Source organism: Streptomonospora alba (assembly GCF_000826685.1).
In the GTDB taxonomy this organism is placed as follows: Bacteria; Actinomycetota; Actinomycetes; order Streptosporangiales; family Streptosporangiaceae; genus Streptomonospora; species Streptomonospora alba.
Window position 1 is genome coordinate 1 of sequence record NZ_JROO01000107.1, and the last position, 203, is coordinate 203.

The 203-nt window shown below is 71.4% G+C and carries 1 protein-coding gene; it reads right to left on the minus strand.

Annotation, left to right across the window (positions count from 1 at the left end; translation table 11 throughout):
- Positions 1-203, minus strand: a 203-nt coding sequence (locus LP52_RS25475) for a beta-ketoacyl synthase N-terminal-like domain-containing protein (protein ID WP_157036485.1), incomplete at both ends; no start/stop codon positions are given.

Below are 203 nucleotides of genomic sequence, written 5' to 3' on the forward strand. Positions count from 1 at the left end.
AGCGAGTACGCCACCCGCCCCGAGACCACACTGGTCATGGAGCCGGTCAGGGAGTATCCGGCCGTCTGCTCTCCGGCGTCGGCCGCGCTGGGCCCGTAGTCCTGGGCTATGACTCCGATGTAGGTGCCGGTGCGGCTGCCGCGCAGCGACACCGGGTCGATCCCCGCCCGCTCCACGGCTTCCCACGCCGTCTCCAGCAGCAC